Origin of the sequence: Alteromonas sp. B31-7 (assembly GCF_015767655.1) — a bacterium.
Lineage (GTDB): Bacteria > Pseudomonadota > Gammaproteobacteria > Enterobacterales > Alteromonadaceae > Alteromonas > Alteromonas australica.
This window is the reverse complement of sequence record NZ_CP065233.1, coordinates 1020447-1036754: the sequence shown is the minus strand read 5'-3', so window position 1 is coordinate 1036754 and position 16308 is coordinate 1020447. Positions and strand designations below refer to the sequence as shown.

General features: G+C 45.6%; 13 protein-coding genes. 11 read left to right on the top strand and 2 right to left on the bottom strand.

Annotated features, from left to right (window positions below; translation table 11 throughout):
* Positions 1 to 40 precede the first annotated feature (40 nt).
* Positions 41 to 934 carry an N-acetylmuramoyl-L-alanine amidase gene (locus tag IUA53_RS04365; RefSeq protein WP_044448433.1) on the bottom strand — a complete coding sequence of 298 codons (894 nt, stop codon included), beginning with the start codon at positions 932 to 934 and terminating at the stop codon, positions 41 to 43.
* A gap of 605 nt (positions 935 to 1539) precedes the next feature.
* On the opposite strand from IUA53_RS04365, the gene gltB reads away from it, so the two are divergent.
* The 9 genes from gltB to IUA53_RS04320 all read left to right on the top strand — a co-directional run bounded on the left by gltB (position 1540) and on the right by IUA53_RS04320 (position 12163).
* On the top strand, positions 1540 to 6006 hold the full coding sequence (gltB, locus tag IUA53_RS04360; protein WP_044057932.1) for a glutamate synthase large subunit: 4467 nt from the start codon (positions 1540 to 1542) through the stop codon (positions 6004 to 6006).
* Between the two features lie 15 nt (positions 6007 to 6021).
* Entirely contained in the window at positions 6022 to 7437 is a 1416-nt protein-coding gene (locus IUA53_RS04355) for an FAD-dependent oxidoreductase (RefSeq protein WP_044057933.1), read from the top strand.
* 325 nt (positions 7438 to 7762) lie between these two features.
* A complete protein-coding gene (locus IUA53_RS04350; protein WP_196898495.1) occupies positions 7763 to 8158 on the top strand; it encodes a hypothetical protein in 396 nt (131 codons plus the stop codon).
* Between the two features lie 141 nt (positions 8159 to 8299).
* The gene (locus tag IUA53_RS04345; RefSeq protein ID WP_044448435.1) at positions 8300 to 8887 is read left to right on the top strand and encodes a DUF2726 domain-containing protein; all 588 of its coding nucleotides are present in this window, start codon (positions 8300 to 8302) and stop codon (positions 8885 to 8887) included.
* 161 nt (positions 8888 to 9048) lie between these two features.
* Positions 9049 to 9747, top strand: coding sequence for a 5'-methylthioadenosine/adenosylhomocysteine nucleosidase (locus IUA53_RS04340; RefSeq protein WP_044057935.1), 699 nt, complete (start codon positions 9049 to 9051; stop codon positions 9745 to 9747).
* 3 nt (positions 9748 to 9750) lie between these two features.
* Positions 9751 to 10719, top strand: a complete 969-nt coding sequence (locus IUA53_RS04335; RefSeq protein ID WP_196898493.1) for a cobalamin biosynthesis protein CobD/CbiB — start codon at positions 9751 to 9753, stop codon at positions 10717 to 10719.
* A 143-nt stretch (positions 10720 to 10862) separates the two neighbouring features.
* Positions 10863 to 11270, top strand: coding sequence for a rhodanese-like domain-containing protein (locus IUA53_RS04330; protein WP_196898491.1), 408 nt, complete (start codon positions 10863 to 10865; stop codon positions 11268 to 11270).
* Positions 11271 to 11338: 68 nt separating this feature from the next.
* On the top strand, positions 11339 to 11743 hold the full coding sequence (locus IUA53_RS04325) for a DUF2721 domain-containing protein (RefSeq protein WP_044057954.1): 405 nt from the start codon (positions 11339 to 11341) through the stop codon (positions 11741 to 11743).
* A gap of 66 nt (positions 11744 to 11809) precedes the next feature.
* Positions 11810 to 12163: a DUF1428 domain-containing protein gene (locus tag IUA53_RS04320; RefSeq protein WP_196898488.1), complete on the top strand. Its 354-nt coding sequence runs from the start codon at positions 11810 to 11812 to the stop codon at positions 12161 to 12163.
* Between the two features lie 58 nt (positions 12164 to 12221).
* Here IUA53_RS04320 and tyrS read toward each other — a convergent pair whose 3' ends face one another.
* Complete coding sequence (gene tyrS, locus IUA53_RS04315) at positions 12222 to 13421, bottom strand: tyrosine--tRNA ligase (protein ID WP_196898486.1); 1200 nt, start codon at positions 13419 to 13421, stop codon at positions 12222 to 12224.
* A 298-nt stretch (positions 13422 to 13719) separates the two neighbouring features.
* On the opposite strand from tyrS, the gene IUA53_RS04310 reads away from it, so the two are divergent.
* On the top strand, positions 13720 to 15045 hold the full coding sequence (locus IUA53_RS04310; protein WP_044448466.1) for an OapA family protein: 1326 nt from the start codon (positions 13720 to 13722) through the stop codon (positions 15043 to 15045).
* 7 nt (positions 15046 to 15052) lie between these two features.
* On the top strand, positions 15053 to 16270 hold the full coding sequence (locus IUA53_RS04305; protein ID WP_044448468.1) for an anhydro-N-acetylmuramic acid kinase: 1218 nt from the start codon (positions 15053 to 15055) through the stop codon (positions 16268 to 16270).
* Positions 16271 to 16308 lie beyond the last annotated feature (38 nt).

The following is a 16308-nucleotide window of genomic DNA, read 5'->3' as shown; positions in this document are numbered from 1 at the left end:
GTTTCTCTATTTCGGGAACGTATAGCCGCGTTAGGCTTATTTATTCCGCTTTAACCGTGGCCAAATATTGCTCACTTACCCAACCGGTAGTGGTGCGTTCAACCTTCGCCCATCCCTTTTTAACCTCAATAATTTCAACCTTGTCACCGGCTAGTAAAGGTAGCCCTTGCTTTTCATAGTGTGTACCAGGCCCGCTTCTTACATTTAACTTACTGGCCCTAACCACTGCCGGTTGCGGTACGTCGAAGGTGTTTATCTGAGTATTTGATTCTGTCACGTCAACGTGTGAGGGCTCGGCATCTCCCAACATGCGAGAACGCAGTTTATCTAATGGAAAAGCGGGGCCAGGATCGACCTTTCTATCAGGCGCTATCTCTTCATGCCCTACAATGCAGGTGATGCCGTATTGGCGACATAATAATTGGCACAAAGAAAACGTACGCATAATTTGCGCCTCGGTATATCGGTGCCAATATCGAGGGGCAGTTTGATTTCGATGTGTGCCTTTGAACACATCACTGCTTTCATAAACACCACCGAACCAGCTGGTATAAAAGCCTTCGCCATTTGGAGTAAGCTCACCTGCATTATCTAATTCAATGCCTAAAGAGTACTGGTTTAGGCTTGTGCGTCCTTGCCAACTGCTTTTCCCCGCATGCCAGCCAATTTTATTAAACGGCAGCATTTGGACAATTTCACCTTGCCGCCCTACCGCTAAATGCGCCGACACTTTGTTATTTGGGTTTGTCATCACATTTACTGACGATGACAAACTACTCCCGGCGGTAAAATGGATAACGATGGTATCGGGAAAACTGTCTTTGAAAGGGCCAGACGTGTTAGATGAAGGCGTGAAAGAAACATCACTCCCTGAAAGGCGATGTTTACTAATAACAAGGTTATCAGCAGAGGCATTATGTTGTAGCGTCGGCATGTTTTTTCCTTTAAACGTTTTTGCACCGACAACATGGATGTTCAGATAAAACTTTTACTCATTCCATTAAGCGCTTTACCACTGTATAATTTTCAATCAATATAGCAGTCAAAGGGTGAAGTTCAAAGTTTACGTTTCTAAATAAAAATACATGACCACCGCCTTGAGATACATAAAACTCGAAATTAAATGAATTTTTATTCATCACACCCAGCCAAATGCGAGTAATTATCATTACGATAACAAATTTTTATCTACGATTGTTACTGATAACATTTTTATTACAAATCGAATTTAATGTTTATAAGTTACTGTATTAGTTAATTTTATAATTATTTATATCAAATCTTTAAAAGGACATTCATTTTTACGTTTGATTTTAGTTTTCAATGTGGGTATTTTGTACGGCCCGCACAGCAATAATGCATAAAAATGCGGAATTCGACTGGAATCCTCTAATAATAAATAACGACAAGAAAGGCGCGTTAAGCGGGTAATACTGCCGGCTGCTAAAAGACGTCTGAACAATGTTGTGATACGCAAAACCTAGGCGCATCTACACGCAACGCATACCTTACCCAGTCAAAGGTTGAAGGAGTTAAGAGATGAGTTTATATAATCCCAACGATTCCCGGGATAACTGTGGGTTCGGCTTAATCGCCCATACTCATGGAGAAGCCAGTCACGAATTGGTTACCACTGCTATCCACGGCTTAGACCGTATGCAGCACAGAGGCGGTATTGCCGCCGATGGAAAAACCGGTGATGGCTGTGGCTTGTTGCTACAAAAACCGGATGCGTTCTTCCATGCAATCGCCGACGAAAATGGCTGGAAACTCAGCAAAAAGTACGGCGTGGGCATGATTTTCTTAAGTCAGGACCCAGTACTCGCGCAAACATCACGCGAAGTACTAAATGAAGAACTAGAAAAAGAAACCCTGAGTGTAGTCGGCTGGCGCGAAGTGCCTGTTGATCATTCTGTTCTGGGTGAATTGGCCGCGACCGGTGTTCCTCAAATTGAACAAGTGTTTGTGAATGCCCCTGCGGGTTGGCGCAAGCGTGATTTAGAGCGCCGCCTATATATGGTGCGTCGCCGTGTTGAGAAACGCCTAGAAACTGACCCCGACTTTTACGTTGCCTGTTTATCAGGGTTAGTGACTATTTATAAAGGCTTGGTAATGCCGAAAGACTTACCCGCCTTTTATCACGACTTAGCTGATGAACGTATGAAAAGCGCGATATGTGTTTTCCACCAACGTTTCTCAACGAATACACTGCCCCGTTGGCCACTCGCGCAACCCTTCCGTTTTCTTGCTCACAATGGTGAGATAAACACCATTAAGGGTAACCGAGATTGGGCAATGGCCCGTGCCGCTAAGTTTTCAACGCCGCTTATTCCTGACCTTAAAGACGCAGCTCCCTTCGTTAATACAGAAGGCTCTGACTCGTCTTCATTAGATAACATGTTGGAATTGTTCCTTGCGGGCGGTATGGACTTATTCCGTGCCATGCGCTTATTGGTGCCACCAGCGTATCAAAACAACAAAACCATGGACGACGACCTACGTGCATTTTATGAGTTTAACTCTATGCACATGGAACCCTGGGATGGCCCTGCCGGTATCGTTTTAACTAACGGCCGCCATGTAGCTTGTAACCTCGACCGAAACGGTTTACGTCCTGCGCGCTACGTTATCACTAAAAATGGCTTTATTACCCTCGCCTCTGAAATTGGCATCTGGGATTATGAGCAGTCTGATGTGATTGAAAAAGGTCGCGTGGGGCCAGGTGAAATGCTAGCGGTAGATACTTACACCGGCAAAATTTGGCGCTCAACGGAAATTGATGAAGACTTAAAAGCGCGCCACCCCTATAAAGAGTGGTTAGACAAGCATATTCGTCACCTTACGCCCATTGAACAGCTAGACGCGTCACAAATTGGCAAGCGTATGTTCAATGACGACACCATGTCGGTTTATCACAAGCTGTATAACTACAGCTATGAAGAAATTCAGCAAGTGATAAAAGTATTGGCGAAAGATGGTCAAGAAGCCGTCGGCTCTATGGGTGATGACACGCCTATGGCGGTAATGTCCTCCAAACAGCGAACGGTTTACGACTATTTCCGTCAACAGTTTGCTCAGGTGACTAACCCGCCTATCGACCCGCTGCGTGAAAATCACGTCATGTCGTTGGCTACTTGTATTGGCAGAGAACAAAACGTATTCAGTGAAACCTCAGGCTACGCTGACCGCGTATTGTTTGAGTCACCAATATTGTTATATACCGACCTTAAACAGCTTCGAGAATTCAATCCAGAGAATTACTACTCTGAAGTCATCGAACTGCAATACGCGCCGCAAGAAGGGTTGAAAAAAGCTATAGAGCGTATTTGTAATGAAGTTGAAATGCTGGTTAAGAACAAGCGCGCGGCGTTTGTTATTCTTTCAGACCGTAATATTAAACAAAATCGTTTAGTGATCCCGGCAGCGATGGCAGTAGGTGCCGTTCAGCGACGCTTAGTAGAGAAATCGCTACGTTGTGACGCCAACGTCGTGGTTGAAACCGCCAGTGCCCGCGATCCACACCATTTTGCTGTACTTATTGGTTTAGGTGCAACAGCGGTATATCCGTTCTTAGCTTATGAAACCATTGAGCAACTATGCGAAAAAGGTGAATTAGATATCTCACCAATGCAAGCCACATTGAATTACCGCAAAGGTATCAATAAAGGCTTGTATAAAATCATGTCGAAAATGGGTATCAGCACTGTTGCCAGTTACCGTAGCTCAAAGTTATTTGAAGCCGTCGGCGTAAATAATGAAGTGATGGAGCTGTGCTTTAAAGGTGTTACGTCACGTATTCAAGGTGCAGGGTTCGACGATTTTCACCAAGATATTATCAACCTTAACCGCGTAGCCTGGCTTAAACGTAAATCAGTGGGTCACGGTGGTCTGCTTAAATATGTACACGGCGGTGAGTACCATGCTTACAACCCAGACGTGGTAAGCACGCTACAAAAGGCCGTGGTTTCTGGTGAATATAGCGATTACCAGCAATATGCGAAGTTAGTGAATGAACGCTCTCCTGCGCATATCCGCGATTTGCTTGCGTTAAACCCAGATTGCGATGCGATTGATGTTAGTGAAGTTGAAGCGCCTGAGAATTTATTCCCTCGCTTCGATACCGCAGCCATGTCTATTGGGGCATTAAGCCCTGAAGCACATGAAGCCTTAGCCATTGCGATGAACCGCTTGGGCGGTCAATCTAACTCTGGTGAAGGTGGCGAACACCCATCTCGTTTCGGTACTGAGAAAAACTCAAAAATTAAACAGGTGGCGTCTGGTCGCTTTGGTGTAACGCCGCATTACTTGGTTAATGCCAACGTTATTCAAATTAAAGTGGCGCAGGGTGCAAAACCGGGTGAAGGTGGTCAGCTGCCTGGTGATAAGGTTAACAAGTACATTGCACAGCTTAGATTTTCTGTGCCTGGCGTGACCCTCATTTCACCACCGCCACATCACGATATTTACTCTATCGAAGATTTGGCTCAGTTGATTTTCGACCTTAAGCAGGTTAACCCCACCGCGCTTATCTCTGTGAAACTGGTTTCTGAACCGGGTGTAGGTACGATTGCCACCGGTGTAGCCAAAGCCTATGCCGATTTAATTACGGTATCTGGGTATGATGGCGGTACGGGTGCAAGCCCACTTACTTCTGTGAAGTATGCCGGTAGCCCATTTGAACTTGGCTTGTCAGAAACGCAACAAGCGCTCATCGAAAATGGCTTACGCCATAAGGTGCGAGTACAAACTGACGGTGGCTTGAAAACAGGTTTAGACGTAGTAAAAGCCGGTATTTTAGGTGCTGAGAGCTTCGGTTTCGGTACTGGGCCGATGGTGGCACTGGGTTGTAAGTACCTACGTATTTGTCATCTCAATAACTGTGCGACTGGTGTAGCAACGCAAGATCAAAAACTTCGGGACGATCACTTCATTGGTCTACCTGAGATGGTCATGAATTACTTTAAATTTATTGCCCAAGAAGTACGTGAAATCATGGCTGCCATGGGCGTGAAGAAATTCGACGACCTTGTTGGTCGTACCGAACTTCTTAAAGTTATTGATGGCATTACGGCTAAACAGAATCGACTGGATTTGTCTCCCCTGTTAGCCCAGCCAAAAGCGGGTGAACATACACGCTTGTTCTGTTCGCAAACCACTAACGCGCCCGTTGATAAAGGCGAGTTAAACGCGCAAATGCTAAAAGATGCGCAAGATGCCGTGGTGAACAGCAAGTCGATAAACCTTAAGTATGCGGTTCGCAATACAGACCGCTCTGTGGGTGCATTGCTGTCTGGTGAAATTGCGAAACATCACGGTAATCACGACTTTGAAGACACACCAATTAAGGTTGAATTGACCGGTACAGTGGGGCAAAGCTTCGGCGTTTGGAACGCTGGCGGTCTTCATATGCACCTTATTGGCGATGCCAATGACTACGTGGGTAAAGGTATGACAGGCGGTAAGCTTGTGATTAATCCGCCTAGAGGTGTTGAGTACAACGCACATGAAAGTTCAAGCATGGGTAACACCTGCTTGTACGGCGCTACTGGCGGGAAATTATTTGCTGCTGGTCGTGCAGGTGAACGTTTTGGGGTTCGTAACTCTGGTGCTATTGCCGTGGTTGAAGGTATTGGTGATAACGGTTGTGAATACATGACCGGTGGTATTGTTGCTGTACTAGGCCCTGTAGGCGTCAACTTTGGTGCGGGTATGACAGGTGGATTTGCTTATCTGATGGATGACAATGACGACCTTGATAATCGTGTGAATGCCGAATTGGTTGATGTCATGCCAGTCGAAGATAAAGCCATTTTGGTTGAGCACCTACGTGGCCTAATCAACCAGCATTATGAAGAAACCGGTAGCGATCACTCATTGTCGTTGCTAACCGATTTCGCCGCTACGCTTAAACGCTTTAAGCTTATTAAGCCAAAAACCAGTGATGTGAAAAATCTACTTGGCCACATCAGTCGTTCTAGCGCGGAATTGCGCATTCAGGCGCAATAGGAGGAGATAAAGTTTATGGCAAAGAATGTTTACCAGTTTGTCGATGTTGAACGTATCGATCCGCCTAAAAAGCCGATAATGGTGCGTAAACAAGAGTTCGCTGAAATTTACCAGCCGCTAAGCCAACCTCAAACAGAGGGTCAAGCTGACCGCTGTTTAGATTGCGGTAACCCTTATTGTGAGTGGAAATGCCCCGTTCACAATTACATTCCTCAATGGCTAAGTCTCGCCAATGAAGGACGTATTATAGAAGCGGCGGAATTGTCGCATAAGACCAATAGCTTGCCTGAAGTGTGTGGACGCGTATGTCCACAAGACAGGCTATGCGAAGGTGCTTGCACATTGAATGACGACTTTGGTGCGGTCACCATTGGAAGTATTGAAAAATACATTACCGATACCGCCTTTAAAATGGGCTGGCGCCCAGATATGTCTGATGTGGTGTGGACCGACAAGAAAGTGGCTATTGTAGGCGCAGGACCAGCAGGTCTTGCGTGTGCAGACATACTTGTTCGCAACGGTGTAAAACCGGTGGTTTACGACAAATACGAAGAAATTGGTGGGTTGCTCACTTTTGGTATTCCGTCGTTTAAGCTAGAAAAAGACGTTATCAAACTACGTCGTCAAATCTTTACTGAAATGGGTGTCGAGTTTGTTCTCAATACTGAGATTGGTAAAGATGTTGAATTCCAATCACTCCTTGACGATTACGACGCCGTTTTCCTTGGCATGGGTACCTATAAATCTATGCAAGGTGGTTTCGACAATGAACATGTTGAAGGTGTATTCGACGCGCTACCTTTTCTTATTGCTAACACGAATCGTGTTATGGGCTTAGAGAAAGACGAAGCTGATTATATCGATATGAAAGGCAAGCGAGTTGTTGTACTCGGCGGTGGTGATACCACTATGGACTGTGTACGTACATCTATTCGTCAAGGTGCCGATAAAGTTATCTGTGCCTACCGTCGTGACGAAGAAAGTATGCCCGGCTCACGTAAAGAGGTGGTGAATGCAAAAGAAGAAGGCGTGGAGTTTATGTTTAACTTACAGCCTTTGGATATTGCGGTTGATGAAAACGGAAAAGCGTGCGGCGTTAAGTTAGTGAAAACGGAAATGGGGCCACCGGATATTAACGGTCGTCGACGCCCTGTAGAAGTTGAAGGCTCAGAACATGTGCTTGAAGCTGACGCTGTGATCATTGCATTCGGTTTCCAACCGAGCCCTGCCCCTTGGTTTGCAGAGTTTGGCATTATGCTAGACGAAAAAGGCCGTGTTCGCGCGCCGTCTGCTGGCAAGTTTGCTTACCAAACGTCTAACCCGCAAATTTTTGCTGGTGGCGATATGGTACGAGGCAGTGATTTAGTGGTGACGGCAATTGATGAAGGCCGTAAAGCCGCTGAAGGTATTTTGGATTACATTGGCGTATAACCGCGTTATTGGTCCACATGGCTCGTTGTAATTAGCCTATATAAAAGCTCGCTCCGGCGAGCTTTTTTGTGGGTGTAAACAATTGAACATTCTCATCATCCATAAGAGTCGCTGTCAACATTGCACTGGTATTTGATAAGCCATTCAATGCCCAGTGTCAGTATTTCAAAGAGGCGTGATGGGGGATGAAAACCCCGTTCACAAATCGCTTAACCTCATACCCATTATGTTATGAACATACCTAGTGCCCCCATTTATCTTTTGCGCTTGTGAAGCGAGCCCACTATTATCGATTCAAAGAATCGATTATTGGTTAACAAGCATAATGACGAGCGGTTTACGTAAAAGCATCAATCTAGTTTTACTTAGCGGGCTAGTAGTGGCGAGCCACGCTCTAGCCGATACTGTGACCACAAACGGTTCATTCAATGTACCTGTTACTCAGTCTTGCCCTACTTTCTTTTTTGACGTCTCGCTAATGACCGATGCCCGTCAGTGTCAGCAATTCGACGATAGCTTACCCGCTAGCTTAGTCTATTTCACAAAACGCTCCCCAGAACAGGTAATTACCTTCTATCAAAATACCTACCCGCGATGGGTTGTAACCCCCCCTGTTAACCATCGCACCATGCTTACCGCTGCAGATGATTCGGTTCGTATTGTGGTATCGCCAGACAGTTTGGGCACTCAAGTTGATGTGCTCATCATCCAACAACCCTAGCCTAGCTGCCGTTAACACTTCAACATCTCTCTCCTCGTTCAATGTGGCACCGCCTTTGCAAATTCTTTCTCGAACCCCAAAGGTGTCAAAAAAAGCGTCATTTTTATGACGCACATTACACGTTGATATGCGAGGATTACGATGGAACTGGCAATTATTTTAATGATGTTACTTATTGTTGTGGCATTGGGCGCTATTAAACTGTCTGATGGCGGCGTTGCCTTCCCTTTTAGACGAAAGCCTCAACTTTTTACTCCCGTTGAGCACTCATTCTTAAACTTAATTGAACAAGCCATGGGACGAGAATTCAGAATTGTGTGTCGCGTTAAACTCAGCGACATTGTTTCTGTACGCCAATCGGCGAATAAGAAAACGGCGAGCCAAGCGCTGTCCCGCGCATCATCTCGACAACTCGACTTTGTTTTAGTCGACAAGCACGACATGAGCCCAATACTGGCCATCGACTTGGTACATAATCAAGGTAAAGAGGGTTATAAAACTCAGCGGGACTGGTTTGTCTCTGGCGCACTTGATGCCGCTGGTGTGCCCCACGCAAGAATTAAAGTAAAATCTGGGTACAGTGTGGATGACATTCGGGAATGTCTAGAAAACAAATTAATTCCTTATCGCCGTGTGCAACAAAAGCTTTCGCAAGTACCCACACACAATCCAGAGCCGACGAAACGCCCAACCCGTCCAATTCGTTCGAGTCGCGCTGCCGCTGCGTAATTTACACACTTTAGTATCCCTTAGTTTCCCCCTAGCCTTTGTTGCTCTCGCTTGTTACGGCGACAAAGGCTTTTTCCTACCAGGAAGGTCGCTTTCCTTATACAATTAGCGCATTCACGTGCAGTTATACGCATCATTATTATTTGGTTATTGGTAAAGTTATGAACAAAATTGGCATTTTAGGTGCAATGGATGAAGAAGTGGCGCTATTGAAAGCGTCGCTGTCAGAAGTAAAAGAAGTGCAATGGAAGCATCTAACCTTTTATCAAGGCATGTTACACGGGGTGGACGTTATCCTCGTAAAATGTGGTATAGGTAAAGTTGCATCAGCACTTGCCACTACCGTGCTTATCGAGCAATTCTCGCCGGATGCTATTGTTAATACCGGTTCTGCTGGCGGTTTCGATACGCAACTCAATATTGGCGACTTGGTCATTGGAGAAAACCTCATTCACCATGACGTCGATCTCACTCACTTTGGCTACTCATTGGGCCAATGTGCCGGCATGCCCGAAGACTATAAAAGCGATCCTAAACTCATTGAAGCCGCACAACATGCTGCCAATGATATATCAGGTATTCAGGTGACTAGTGGCCTTATTTGTACCGGTGATGCCTTTATCGGCAGCGACGAAGCCGTGGCGGCGCTGAGAACTAAGTTTCCAGCGATGAAAGCCGTCGAAATGGAAGGCGCAGCGATAGGTCAAACATGTTACATGCTCGACGTGCCATTTTTAGTCATTCGCTCTCTTTCAGATATCGCTGGAAAAACCTCATCAGTATCCTTTAAAGAATACCTAGAAACAGCGGCGAAAAACTCCGCAAAGTTGGTGATGGCCATGGTTAAAGCACTTGCCTAACTGATGGATGCCCTGTTAACTGATTCTGCCTACCAAAGCATACTGGTGCTTTGGTTGGCCGTATTGGTAGATGCATTATGGCGATGGCCGCTAAGTAGTCATCCGCTTACGCTTATGCGCTATTTGGTTAAACAAATGGGCGCGAGGGTCTTACCCGGCAAAGAGTACCCCCCAAAGCAGCACTATATTTCCGGTTCTCTTGCGGCGGTAGTGTTGTTGGGCCCGCTCATTGTCTGCTTAGGCATGTTGGTATACATGGCTGAATACCCGGTATTTTTCGAGGTGGTTATCATGATGACTGTGCTCGACTTCGGTTACCAACGAAAACAATTTGGCAAAGTGCTTACCGTGGTAGGGAAAAACAAGAAAGTGTTAACCCGTGAAATATTATCCACCATTGTGGCACGGGATTGCGCGCGCTTAAGCGATGTTGGCGTGGCTAAAGCAGCCATAGAGAGTCTCTGGCTAAAGTTTTTATACTTATACTGCGGCGTGATTTTTTACTTTGTTCTTGCCGGTCCCGTGGCTGCGCTTACCTATCGATTGCTCTTGCTCACCTCGTGGCAATGGCATTATCGACACCCAGCAATGAAACATTTTGCCAAGCCGATTCGAAAACTAGTGCAACTACTAGTTATTCCTCCCGCCACCTGCGGCGCGCTAATGACGCTGCTAACTTCTCACCCCCTTAAGGGACTGACAGCATTTAGGCAAAGTCCTGCGAAAGATAAGACATCATTGCTTTTAGCCTTATTTGGTGGTGTAAACAACCTTCAGTTAGGCGGCCCTGCTATTTATCATGAAAAGAAATATCGGTTTCCTCGCGTGGGCAGTCAGCGACAAGTAACACACTCCGACATGGTACGTGCAAAACGCACTATTTTTAGTGGCATGTGTGTCATGGTTGCCTTAGCGAGCTTGACACTGTTGTTGATCGCCGTAAATCTACAGTCTAAAGCCCACCTACTATAAATCTGCGCTCTTAATATTGATAAAACGCGCCTGCCTGACAAACAACAATTCGCCTACTTATTGAACTAATCAGACCAACTTAAGGTATAAAGAACACACAGCTAAAGTTATACTAAAGTAGAATTAAGAATTTTAGGATCCCCATGCGTATTGTTGTGACCGCTTGTATCGTTATCATAGCGATATCTCTGTTCGTTTCTTTACAGTGCACCGCCAAGGCTCGCGCGCAGCATACCCCTGTTGTTAAGTCGCCATTTTTAATGGAGAGAATAAAAAACAACGATTGGATGCTTATCGACGTACGCTCACCACAGGCCTATGCCAATGGCCATATTCCTGGCGCTATTAATATGCCTCACGAAAAGATAAACGACTATTTAAGTGAGCTTGAGCAGCACAAAAACAAACCTATCATTATCTATTGCCAAAGGGATAAAGAAGCACATATCGCTATGAAGATGCTCGAAAAAATGAATTTCAGTGAAGTCATTCATTTTGAAGGAGATATGCTAGGTTGGAACGGTACGGGGGCCACAATAGACAGAATGTAATGCTTGTATATGTGCTAACGCCCTCTCTGTGATACACTTTTTTTATTCCATTTTAAGCCCGCTCTTTTATGAAGATAGATATCGCAACGCCAGCCATGTTGTTTCCGGCAATATCATTACTGTTGTTGGCGTACACCAATCGCTTTCTCACACTCGCCACCATTATTAGAAACTTTTCTAAAGAAGAAGCTGATGACAACACTCAAGCGCAAATTAAAAATCTTCGTTTACGAATACAGCTGATTAAGCGCATGCAGATAGCGGGTGTAGGAAGCTTTTTCTTGTGTGTAGTCTCTATGCTCGCTATTTACCTCACCTACCAGCAAGTTGGAAATTGGGTATTTGCAGCGAGTCTTGTGTCCTTATTATATTCGTTATGGATGTCGGTAAGAGAAATTCTCATTTCCGTAGAAGCACTGGACGTTCATTTAGACGGTATTAAGAACGCACCTACTATGAAATCTCGAAAATAAATACTATTGCCTCAAAACAAAAATATAGGTTAGGTTAATCATTCCACACAAAAACGGAGCCTAACCATGTCCTACATAGACGGTTTTGTCGTAGCGGTACCCACTGAAAATAAACAAGCCTACCTTGAACACGCTAAGTTGGCAGGCAGTATCTTTAAAGAATACGGCGCACTTCAAATCATAGAAGCTTGGGGCGACGATGTACCAAGTGGAGAGATAACCTCCTTCCCCCTTGCAGTGAAGGCAAAAGAGGATGAAACCGTTGTATTCTCCATTGCAATATGGCCCTCTAAAGAGGTGAGGGACTCTGGTTGGCAGAAAATTATGGATGACCCCAGAATGCAAGAGGGAGAAAACCCCATGCCATTCGACGGTAAACGATTAATTTATGGCGGCTTTGAGCCTTTGCTGACGCTTTAGCGCTAGGCAAAAAAAACCGCTGAAAACATCAGCGGTTTTAGATAGTGCGATTTAACGTTTACGCTAGGGTAATACGCGCAAACTTGCGTTTACCCACCTGATACACGTTTTCACCTTTCTCAGCAATAACTAAACGGGTATCTTCTACTTTGTCGCCGTTAATTTTAACGGCACCTTGCTTAATCATGCGCATGGCATCTGACGTAGAACCCACTAGCTTAGCTTCTTTCAAAAGGTTACCAATAGCGATGCCTTCGTCACCTAACGCAATCTCTATTTCTGGCATATCATCGGGGATTGCATTTTTCTGGAAGCGCTGGATAAAGTCTTGATGCGCGCCTTCAGCAGCAGCTTCATCGTGGAAACGAGCAATAATTTCTTTCGCCAACAAAATTTTGATGTCTCGTGGGTTTTCACCTTGTTCCACACGCGTTTTAAGCTCAGCAATTTCTTCAAGCGGACGGAAGCTTAGCAAATCGTAGTAACGCCACATTAAATCATCGGAAATAGACATCACTTTACCAAACATCTCATTCGGTGCGTCTGTGATACCGATGTAGTTATTCAGTGATTTAGACATTTTCTGAACGCCATCTAGGCCTTCAAGGAGCGGTACCATCACAATAGATTGTTGGGTAATGCCTTGCTCTTTTTGAAGCTCACGCCCCATTAGCAGGTTAAATCGTTGATCAGTACCACCAAGTTCAACATCAGATTTCAGAGCCACTGAGTCCCACCCTTGCACTAGCGGGTAGAGAAACTCATGGATAGCAATAGGTTGGCCATTGTTGTAACGCTTTTTAAAGTCATCACGCTCAAGCATTCTCGCCACGGTTTGGCTAGCGGCCAACTTAATCATGCCAGCTGCACCTAACTCATCCATCCACTCAGAGTTAAACCGAATCTCAGTTTTCTCTTTATCGAGGATTTTGAACACCTGCTCTTGATAAGTTTTTGCGTTTTCTAATACCTGATCTTTACTTAGGGGCTTGCGTGTGACATTTTTACCTGTAGGATCGCCGATAAGGCCAGTAAAGTCACCAATAAGAAAAACAACCTTGTGACCAAGTTGCTGGAATGTACGCAACTTGTTGATCAGAACAGTGTGACCAAGATGCAGATCAGGCGCAGTTGGATCAAAACCCGCTTTAATAGTTAAGGTTTTGCCGGATTTTAGTTTTTCGATTAAATCCTCTTCGGGGAGTATTTCATCTACACCCCGTTTAATCTCAGCTAGCGCTGTTTGCCAATCTTTCATTAGTTATTCACACTCTTTGATAACATTAATATAATTTTGGCCGCATTTTACGCGTACAACGGAACCATTGAAAGGTTTGCGCGTCAAAAAACGAATTACAAACTGTCATGTTGTTAAACCCAACAGCTTTACGGGCAACGCTGCGCATTGAATTGTCCTGATTTGAATGAATCAATCGCGAAGATAAGAGCTTTTGGGTGTAACAATTTGCGCTAACAATATAATGAGAAAAGTCACATTAATAGTGACGTATGTGAAACCGTGTAGTACACATAAAAATTCTCAGGTGGGCAGTAGTATGAGAAAGAAATTAGACGCCTCAAAGGCGCTGAATCTATTTAAAAAATTACCCAAGCAGCATAGAACAGGCATCGCCGTAGCGAGCTTATTTCTAGGCACGCTGATTCTTTTACCGTCAGAATCGGTAGAAGCCAGTCGTCATCAAGAAGCCTATATTCTTGATGCGGGTGTTCGCTATCCAGTAGAGCTTCATATCACCCCCTCTACCGATGTATTAACCGGTGAAGAAGAGTCTAGCTGGCAAACGTACAAAGTGAGAAGTGGCGACACCTTAGCTAAGCTTTTCAAACGTGCAGGCTTTACTTCTCGTGACGTGTATAACGTGACTCAAGCTGGCGAATTGACAAAAACTCTCGTGACCTTGTTGCCTGGCGATGAACTTTCCTTCAAAACGAATAAAGAAGGCGGGTTTGGCGAGTTAAAGTATAAGCTGTCTTCAACAGAGACCTTGTTTGTACGTCCAGACTCGTCAAAGGACAATGCGCCTTTGGTGGCTGAACTTGAAAAGCGAGATGTAGATATTCGATACAATTTTGCCCAAGGTGAAATTCACTCAAGTTTTTGGAACGCTGCCGTAACAGCCGGCCTTACCAGCAACCAAATTATGAATCTTGCGGGTATATTCGGTTGGGATATCGACTTTGCCATGGAAATTCGTTCTGGTGATACCTTCAATGTGGTATTCGAAGAACAATACATTGATGGTGAGTTTGTCGGTTACGGCGACATCGTGGCCGCTGAATTTACCAACCAGGGTGAGCTTTTTAGTGCCATTTTGCATGAAGACGGCACCTACTATACCCCGGAAGGACGCAGTATGCGTAAGAGTTTCTTACGCGCACCGGTAAACTTCAGGTATGTGAGTTCTAACTTTACTAAAGCGCGTTTCCATCCAGTGCAAAAACGCTGGAAGGCACACCGTGGCACCGATTACGTTGCGGCAGTCGGCACGCCGGTTATGGCTGCCGGTGATGGTAAAGTCATTAAATCAGGCTACGATAAATACAATGGTCACCATGTGTTTGTTCAGCATGGGGAAAAGTACACCACCAAGTACCTGCATTTTAAGAAACGTGCGGTAAAAGTGGGCGACACGGTTAAGCAAGGGCAAACGGTTGGGTATTTGGGTAGCACAGGTATGGTGACTGGCGCGCACTTACACTATGAATTCTTAGTGGATGGTGTACACAGAAACCCGCGAACGGTGGAATTGCCCAAAGCGCAGCCTATTGCTAAAGAAGAGCGTGCAAGATTTATGGAAATTGTCGACGTTCGCCAACAGCAACTTAACAATAACAAGCGCATTATGCTTGCGATGAAATAACCATTGAATGGCTAAGTTCATTGGCCTTATGTCAGGTACCAGCATGGACGGCGTAGACGCCGTCCTTTGCGAAATATCTGAGCATGAATGTACAACGCTAGGCGCCTATTCTCTTCCCTACCCTGAGTCACTACTGCGTGCCTTACACGCACTTTGCGTGCCCTCAACGGACGAAGTCAACACCCTTGCCATTGCCGATAGATGGGTAGCGGAAGTCTTTGCTCAGGCGGCTTTAGGACTTCTGAATAAGTATCAGGTTTCTGCAAAGACGATTTGCGCCATTGGTTCTCATGGCCAGACCCTTCGCCATTATCCAAATAGCGACATTCAATCGGCAGTATTTAAGCCGCAGGACATGCGTGGGTTCACTTGCCAAATTGGCGATCCAAGCACCATTGCTGCACTGACGAATATTAACGTGGTGGCCGACTTTCGCCGCAAAGATATTGCCCTTGGCGGGCAGGGTGCGCCTCTAGTGCCCGCCTACCATGCTGCGGTATTTTCTGACCCTGAAAAGTATCGCGCATTAGTGAATATTGGCGGCATCGCCAATATCACGGTTTTACCTCCCAGCCAGTCAACAAAGCCGCCAAAGGGCTTCGATACTGGCCCAGGTAATACCCTCATGGATCATTGGATTAAACGGCACCAAAACCTGCCCTACGATAAGCATGGCAACTGGGCGCGGCAAGGCCAGGTGCATGCTGAGCTGTTAGCACGGCTGTTGGAAGATAAGTATTTTGCACTTTCCCCCCCTAAAAGTACGGGGCGTGAGTATTTTAATCCTGCATGGCTAGCCAATTACTTGTCACAATTTAATGCACCAGCAGACAAACCACAGCATCCCCGTCAGCAAGGAGACGCAAATACGTCCCCTTCCTCTATTCCCCCTCAAGATGTGCAAGCCACTTTGCTTTCACTGACCGCACAAACTATTGCTGATGATGTTGCTCGCGAACTTAACGAGTGTGGCGCCAATGACGAGAAAAGCGACGTCGTCATTTGCGGTGGAGGCGTATTTAATCTCGCCCTTATGCAACAGTTAAAAGACCGGCTTCCAGCCTATAGGGTTGTAACCAGCGAGGCGCTTGGCATACATCCCCAACACGTTGAAGGCGCCGCCTTTGCGTGGCTAGCCTATGCATATATTCACGATATTCCCGGTAATATTCCCGCTGTCACTGGCGCATCTGCCGCAACGGTACTGGGCGGGTTATACAAATAACTACACAGGTATAGATAAACATACCTTTAGCACAAATA